Consider the following 7903-nt stretch of genomic DNA (forward strand, 5'->3'; position numbering starts at 1 on the left):
GGTGCTGTTGACAAACCCTCGACATTGAGTGCTGAATATGGTATAATATAAGTGTCGAAAGTGAGGTAGCAGCGATGTTAAAAAGAGCTGAAAGCAAGCAAATGAAAATGTCATTTGTGACACTTGAAGAACTAATGCCACAGGAGCATTTTTTGCGAGATTTGGATAGACTTGTAGATTTTGATTTCATCTATGACAAGGTAGCTGACCTGTATTCAAATACAGGAAGACCTTCGATTGATCCTGTTGTAATGATAAAAATGCTATTAATTGGATATATCTACGGTATCGATTCTGAGCGTAAGCTTGAACAGGAGATCACCGTAAATATTGCTTACCGCTGGTTCTTAGGAATTGACTTTGATGAACGTGTTCCGGATCACTCAACTATCTCACAGCTCCGTCGCAGAAAATTTGATGGTACAACAATTTTTAGAGATGTCTTTGATGAGATCGTTCGTAAGTGTTTCGAGGCAGGTCTTATTGACGGAAAGCTCCTTCTGACTGACTCTACACACATCAGAGCGAATGCACGTAATGACCTGCGTGAAGTCATTGAAGTACCTGATACTCCAAGTGAATATATACAGAAGCTTGATCGTGAGGCATATGAACTCGGTCTTATCAAAGAGCCTGTTGAATACGATACTACTAAAACTAAAGAGATCACCAAAAGCGTTACAGATCCTGAATGCGGACTGATGAAGCGTCCGGGAAAGCCTACAGGATTTCACTATCTGAATCATCAGACCTGCGATTCAAAGCATGGAATGATTACTGATGTTTTTGTTACTGCTGGAAATATCAAGGATTCTGTTCCTCACGTTAAACGAATCGAGTACCAAATTGAAAAATTCGGTTTCAATCCTGATGCAATCTGTGCGGATGGCGGATATGACAGTCGAGAAGTATATGAAGCAATGATAAAAAAAGATATTGCAGCATATATACCGCAACGAGAGAAACCTACTCCTAACTGTAATTATACTGAAGAATACTCGCCAAATAACTTCATATATGATACCGACAATGATTGTTATCTTTGTCCCGCAGGGAGAATACTAAAGTATTCATCTTATTGCAAAGGTAAAGGCGTAAAACGTTATGCTGCCAAAAAATCAGAGTGTCAAAACTGTCCACATAAGGAAAAATGTATAGGTAAGTCGAAAATTGGAAGACGGATTGAACGTCATCTTCATGAAGAAGCCAAAGAAAAACAAATGCAACATGCCGGAACGCCTGAGTACTATGAAGCTATGCGGCTGCGAAAAATATGGTGCGAGGGAAATTTCTCTCATCAAAAAGAACGACATAATTTAAGACGCACCCGAAAGAGGGGCATTGAACGAGTTACTGAGCAATGCCTCTTATCGGCATGCGCATTAAACTTAAAAAGGCTTGTAGAGATACTATTTTTACTTCAATATTCAGCTATTATTCCAGTCCGAAAGCTATTCGGACTGTTTTTATTGCAAAAATACCAGTTTGTCAACAGCACCGATTCACCACCCCATCGTCATGATGGGATATTTCATCCCACCATTCCGAATTCCCATTTCGGGAACTCGCTCCCGAGGTAGTACTGAGTGCGGTCCTGTTTTGGGACTTCATCTCTCAGGACCGCTTCGGTAGTCGAGCTACAAATAATAACTCACGGACGTTTCCCCCTGAGTTAGTTGAGTCCCTGATTCAGGGAGTCATAGCTTATCCCATGTGTATTCCGTGAGCTTCCTTACGCTCTCGTTCCTCGGCAAGTGCTTTGCTGTCAACGTGTTCCCGAGCGTACTCGGTATCGTCGGCAGGCTCGTCTTCAATTATCGAAGCCAGAGCAGCAATGCCACCGACGATATCAAGTGCAGAAACTCTATCAACACCACCAGTCGGAGCAGTCTGAAGCCGTGACTTCTGCTCTGCTCTTCGGAGCATTTCAGCTGCGATAAGGTCCGCTCGTTCAGCTTCCCAGCCTGTGAGACGAGGTACTCCACCGCCTGATCCAGCTTCGATACCTCTGCCGTCACGTTCTGTGACGTCTGCTCCTGTATCTCCTTCCCCTGTTCCAGCAGCTGATCGTAGATTATCCGCTGATTTTGCAGGTATTGTTTCATCTGTGCATATGTCATTGTCTCGTCTGTCTGAGCCTTGACATCGAACAGCGTATCTGTCAGAAGTTTCAGCTGTGATATCAGCGCCAGCCAGTTGTGTTCCTGGACGCAGACCATAGTTGGTATGTCCTGTGCCTCCTGCATATTCTGCTTGGAGGCTTCTTTCGCTTCTTCGTATTTCGAATTCATATTCCATATTCTCCTTCCTGTATTTCGCTTCGTGTAATTTGTTGTCGCGGCATCTCCTGCCGTTTGGACAAGTGTATGTGATGTACTTTCGGCTGTCCTCCCACCGAACATCATAACCCATTTGCTTCATGTAGAAACGGAATTGTTTCTTGGACTTTGCTCTTTTCATGACCACGTCAATGGTATTGGAGAGAGCCATTTTCCAACTCTCACCTCGCATTGCAACTCGATACTCGCCGTTAGTGATACCATTGCTCTGCTTGTATATCTCGGGTTTGCTGAGAGTTGTCATTCCGTACTTCTGACAAATTTCATCGCTGAGCTGCCGCAGGTCTTGCAGTGTAAATTTGTTTGAGTGGTACTTCAGACCTGTCTCAGCGTTGACCGCATTGAGTACGAAGTGCGAGTGTATATGGTCAGCATCTGTGTGAGTTGCCACAACAACTTCATGTCCCGGGAATGCTTTCTCCGCAGACTCAACCGCAATCTTATGAGCAAGTGCAGGCTCTATCTTGTAGCCGCTTGGGTGAGACTGAACGAAGTGATAATACTTCACACCGTCAGCCTTGCCGTACATCTCCCTTGTGTTTTTGAACTCTTGGTAGGCAGTCAGCAGCGAACAGTTGAGAGCCGTCACATATTTCTTGCCCTCGGTCTTGTCATCGCGGCAGATATATTCGAGACTTTTCTTTCCGCCGCCACCGCCTTTTGTACTGATAGCCGTGACCGTCGCCATCACTTCACCTCCCGAAGTAGCTGACCTATCAGCTCCGTGACCTTCCTGTGCTCGTCGAGGAGCGGCTGAAAGTTGACAGCGGTCAGCCTGTCCATGTTTGCAAGTGTAGCAATCTGGTTGAGATTACGTCCGATAGCTTTCTGCTGCTTAACTATTTCGTCGATGCCATTTGCGACAACGATTTTCTTGCCGAGAGCGCACCGCATTACGAAGTCGTTCAGCTTCAAGCCGTGCCGCACTGCGAGCTCGTGGATACGTCTGCTCTCTTCTTCTGTGCAACGTATCGCTATTGTGGTGTTTCGTTTTCTCATGTTATCTACCTCCTGACTTTTGTTGGTGTATGCCTATGAATTGAAGTGGGTTCGGGCTTCTGCCCGACAAGCAAGGCGGCAGGCGGAATGCCGGCAGCTATGCTTGCCAACCCAGAAGGGTTGATTTTTCGCCCCCAGCCACTGCTTCTGTCCTCTGCGAATAATTCCGTAACGTTTCGTTACTGTTTTATCCGCCACACTCGCTCCACGTTGCGCCACAACCGCTTTTATCGCCGCAGGTGGGGTAACTACCTGATTTCTGTATCGGCGGCAAAAACGGGGCTTTTTGTGCGTGACAGTAACTGCGCCGTGACGGTAACTCTACCGACACGGAAACCTACTGACACGCCACGCAGATGAAGCTATATAGACTTTTGTGAGCTGTCGGGCAGTGTCTGCGTGACGGTAACATTTCTACCGTCACTACTGTCACGCTCGCCGTTGTAGTGAAGAATAATAACTCGACCTTTGTGAACTCTTTCGTACTTGAAATCAATTCCGTACTTGCTGAGTTCGTATCCGTTCTGGACTAAGTCACGCGTTACTCTGTTCGGATAAATGACTTCATCTGTAACTGTTTTCAGCTCAGCGACCAACTCAGTTGCAGTACCTTCAAAGTGGATTCGCTCTCTGATGAAAAGATAAACAGCAGAGAGAACAATATTGTCGCGGCTCTTCTGCGTCGCAGGTTCGTTCTCAACAATCCAGCGCATGACATCGGTATCGAAATGCATTCGCAGTTCAGTGTATTCAATATCACGCCCCTGACAATACATGATTGCTTTTCCTGAGCCGCACTTTGTTTCTTTGAGCGCAAAGTTTCCATCAGTAGCACCGCCGATACCTGTGCTGCCTGTCATCATATTGAACGGATTATCGTCCTTAGCTTTTCGCATATGATGTATCAGCAGTATGCAGATGTTTAAACAATACGCAAGCTGTTTGAGCGCGATCAGTTCTGCGTAATCAGAACCATAACTCGACTCAACATTGCTGCGCACCATTTGCATAACATCGACAACTACTATTTTCAAATCATCATGCTCTTTCTTGAACGCTTCTATCTGTTCTTCAAGACCTGCACCGATTTTATCAGCAGCGATCGCGAAGTGTAGATTTTCAACAGGCTCAGCGTTCATTCGAAACAATCTGCGCTGTAGTCGCTGATAGTTATCCTCGAGACAAAGATACAAAGCAGTTCCCTGAATAGTATCACGTCCGAGTACAGGAACTCCTGTTGCGATGCTGAGACAGATATCCATTGCCAGCCATGACTTGCCTACCTTCTGTGCACCTGCGAGTACGTACAGTCCCTGTGTAAGCAGTCCGTCAATAATAAACTCCTTCGGCTTGAATACTGTTGTCAGTATTTCTTCTGCGGTTTTCGTTTGTAACACATTACTCATAGCATTCCTCCTTTCTCATAAGATCCCCGACACAGCCAACAGCTTTTTTCGTTACGGGCAACTGCTCGCGCGAACTATTTGTGTGGGCTGTGTCGGGCGGATATTTGCTCTTTTGATTGAAAAAATGTGGGAGCAGTATCCTTTATGCAAATTGACCTGTTTTTGCATAAGTTTTTGACTGCTCTGAATCATTTTCCGAAACACAAATTGATTTTTATGAGAACTGACCTTTTCTCACAGGAAACTGATATTGACCGCAAAGCGCATAGAATAGAGCTTTGCAGACGTTGCCTTTCAAAACTGTTATGATGACAGTTTTGAATGATTATAAGTGCAAAATAAGCATTTCAGCATAAAATGTGGGAGCAGTATCCTTATTGCATTTTGATATGTTTTGTGATATAATTTTGGCAGGTGGTGAGACCATGAAATACAAGATCTACGATCTGTCCGTCAGAGCCATGCTGAACTACTCCAAGCCTGACGGACTGTTTTACAAAACAGTTATTGATAAAAATGCACTGCGGAGCTGTCTGAAACACTCCGCTCACGAGCAGGACGACAACGCACTTTTCTATCAGATAATGTGCGTACTCCACGGTGACGATTTCAAATATGACGGCGCTGACCTTATGACGGACCTGTCCGATGTTATCTTCTACGCAGACTTCTCACGGGTGTTTGACCGTGACGCAACTATTCCTTACTATGCACAGCTCCAAGAGAAGGCTGCGGCACTGTTCACGAACAGAGGTGTGGAGATAGACTTCGGCAACGGTATGCACAAGTACGTTGCGTTTGAGCGCTCAGCAAGCATGAGCAGAAATGCTGTGCTGTCCTTTATCCGTGAAGACATTTTCTGGAAGGTCACAGAACGCATTCGCCTCGGCATGGAGATAACCAAGTGCCAGCTCAGCAAGCTGTATGCATACAACGGACTTATGCTCTCAGGCGGTATCCGTGTGGACGGAATCGGCATTGACAAGCCTCACAGAGTTATCGTTGTGGAAAATCAAAAACACACCGTTCACGACACAGATGTTATAACTGTTGAGGATGACGGCAGCGACGCACCTGTTCGCAAGTATCACCGTGTTGAGCGCAGGGAGAGTGTTGATATTCTCGGTTATGACGGCGAAGGAGTTATCTCTAAGGAGTTCGCCAAGCTCATCAATAAAAAGTTAGGCGGCGAGCACACATCGTTTCAGATACGTCTGCCGTACATCAAAGGAATGCTGCATCAGATAGATATTCATGACTTCTTCAAGAGCGCAGGAGTTGCAACGCTCACCGACATCTGGGGAGTTGAGCACAAAGCTGCTGACGTTGATATTATTCTCACCAAGAGTATGTTCAAGGGCTACGGCTGGCTCTGCGAGAACAATATGAGCTGGGAGGACTACTGGGAAGCATTCCGCAGATACAAGCACGCTCTGTACATCTCTGGTGTAAGCAAAGACAGTCCGCAGAAGTTCACAGAGCTGAACTATCAGTTCCTCAATACTCTTTCAATGACAGCAGACGAGTTCCGACCTCTTGACCTGCCGCTGTCATTTCCAGAGAACGATAACCGCCACTGGCTCACCAAGGAAACTGAACGTGAATATTACAGGCTTTGCACCGACAGGGAGTATCGCCTGAGCTTTTTCACAAGCCAAAAACACAGACGTGGTACTAAAGAATACTACCTTAAAAAGATACTTGAGAAAAATCCGAAGTTCATTGCTGAGCCTGTTTACGCTGACAGATTGAAGTCACGGGCTCAGGCGGTGCTTAAGCAATATGCTCTCGGTAGGCTCATAGTTGCAGGCGACAACAGATATCTTTCCGCAGACCTGCTCGGTTTCCTTAAAGATTTTATACCCAAAAAAGCAAAGCGAAACACAAGTCAGCGCAACTTCTTCAACGGTGCAATACAAAGTGAATTTGAGAAGAACGCTTTCTATGCTCCGTCAATGGCGTATTCGCACAGCAATGAGTGTACTCTCCTGCGTAATCCGCACATTTCCCGAAACGAAGAGGTTCAGCTGCAAGTCTATCCCGATGTTGAGAATATGAGGAAGTATTATCTCAGCCACCTCACCGATGTTGTTATGGTGAACTGGGACTCGCTGACTGCGGAGCGTCTTGGCGGTGCAGACTTCGACGGCGATATGATAAAAACTATCTCCGATCCAATCGTCAACCGATGTGTCAAGCGCAATTCAAAGGCTGAGACTCCGTTGCTGAAAATACCAAGCGCTGAACCTGTTATCCGTGATGCCACCGACTGGCAGGCACGCTTCGAAACGGTCAAGAGCACATTTTCTTCACGAGTTGGACAGATCTCCAATGCGGCGCTGAACAGAAGTATCATCGCATACAATGAGAACTCCGACGACGAACTTCGTGACAAGTGTCGTGAGGAAACTGAGACACTTGCTATCCTCACGGGTCTGGAGATAGACTCAGCCAAGAGCGGTGTGAAGCCTGATCTTACGGAGTATCTTGGTACGAAGACTGTTGCAAAGAGCAAGTTCCTGAAATACAAGAGCCTGCTTGAAAAAAGCGAGGGACGCCGTGCGTGGTACGAGCCTACCTTTGAAGAGCAATTCGAGAAGTTCTTTGCTGACACGGACTGGGACAAGGTTGACTCCAATGTAGAGCGTCTGCCGTACCTTGCATATATGCTTGAAAAGAACACGAAGACTGTCGTTGACAAACCTGCCGATGACTGCGAACTTTTCACATTTGCAGAAGATGAAAACTGGAAGGACAAGCTGAGCAGTGACAAAATGGAGCGGATTAAAGCTCTTGTGACGGACTATGAACGGTGTCTGTCACGCATCAGAGCCTGCGGACAGCCTGTTAAGGACAGACAGCGCAGGAACGACATTCAGCGAATTCTGTACAGCCGTGGTCAGGACCGTGAATACGACGCAGATATGATGTATACCCTGTTTCAGGGTACACCTCCCGAGAGGATAGCTGCTATCAGGCAGGAGTTGCAGGCTAAGAACTGGCACTTGACGCCAAAGGAACAGCGTGATGATCTGTTAGCTGAGTGGCTGCCTGAGCACGAACGGTACTATCCGCTTTTCAGCGACTTCCGTTTCGGCGGTTACCGTGTTCTCATTGATCTCATAGCTGACATTGACGATGATAATAACCGCACTGACA

At 46.3% G+C, this 7903-nt stretch carries 5 protein-coding genes; 2 read left to right on the forward strand and 3 right to left on the reverse strand.

Features of this window, described 5'->3' with window-relative positions; translation table 11 throughout:
* The first annotated feature begins 74 nt into the window (after positions 1 to 74).
* Positions 75 to 1580, forward strand: coding sequence for a transposase (locus DSZ37_RS17400; protein WP_109728190.1), 1506 nt, complete (start codon positions 75 to 77; stop codon positions 1578 to 1580).
* Positions 1581 to 1704: 124 nt separating this feature from the next.
* Here DSZ37_RS17400 and DSZ37_RS17405 read toward each other — a convergent pair whose 3' ends face one another.
* From DSZ37_RS17405 to DSZ37_RS17415, 3 genes are all read right to left on the reverse strand, one after another.
* A complete protein-coding gene (locus tag DSZ37_RS17405) occupies positions 1705 to 3027 on the reverse strand; it encodes a relaxase/mobilization nuclease domain-containing protein (protein ID WP_109728191.1) in 1323 nt (440 codons plus the stop codon).
* A complete protein-coding gene (locus DSZ37_RS17410) occupies positions 3027 to 3338 on the reverse strand; it encodes a plasmid mobilization protein (RefSeq protein ID WP_109728193.1) in 312 nt (103 codons plus the stop codon). The genes DSZ37_RS17405 and DSZ37_RS17410 overlap by 1 nt, the downstream gene beginning before the upstream one ends.
* 362 nt (positions 3339 to 3700) lie before the next feature.
* A complete protein-coding gene (locus DSZ37_RS17415; RefSeq protein ID WP_109728195.1) occupies positions 3701 to 4744 on the reverse strand; it encodes an AAA family ATPase in 1044 nt (347 codons plus the stop codon).
* A 425-nt stretch (positions 4745 to 5169) separates the two neighbouring features.
* Here DSZ37_RS17415 and DSZ37_RS17420 point away from each other — a divergent pair.
* Positions 5170 to 7903 (forward strand): RNA dependent RNA polymerase (locus tag DSZ37_RS17420; RefSeq protein ID WP_109728197.1); only part of this gene is annotated, 2734 nt, incomplete at its 3' end.

Source organism: Ruminococcus flavefaciens, from assembly GCF_900116855.1.
Taxonomy (GTDB): Bacteria; Bacillota; Clostridia; order Oscillospirales; family Ruminococcaceae; genus Ruminococcus; species Ruminococcus flavefaciens_R.

What these genes read in the sequence shown, in the direction of transcription:
- DSZ37_RS17400 (WP_109728190.1), top strand. Translation starts at nt 75, where the DNA reads ATGTTAAAAAGAGCTGAAAGCAAGCAAATGAAAATGTCATTTGTGACA.
- DSZ37_RS17410 (WP_109728193.1), bottom strand. Translation starts at nt 3,338, where the DNA reads ATGAGAAAACGAAACACCACAATAGCGATACGTTGCACAGAAGAAGAG.
- DSZ37_RS17405 (WP_109728191.1), bottom strand. Translation starts at nt 3,027, where the DNA reads ATGGCGACGGTCACGGCTATCAGTACAAAAGGCGGTGGCGGCGGAAAG.
- DSZ37_RS17415 (WP_109728195.1), bottom strand. Translation starts at nt 4,744, where the DNA reads ATGAGTAATGTGTTACAAACGAAAACCGCAGAAGAAATACTGACAACA.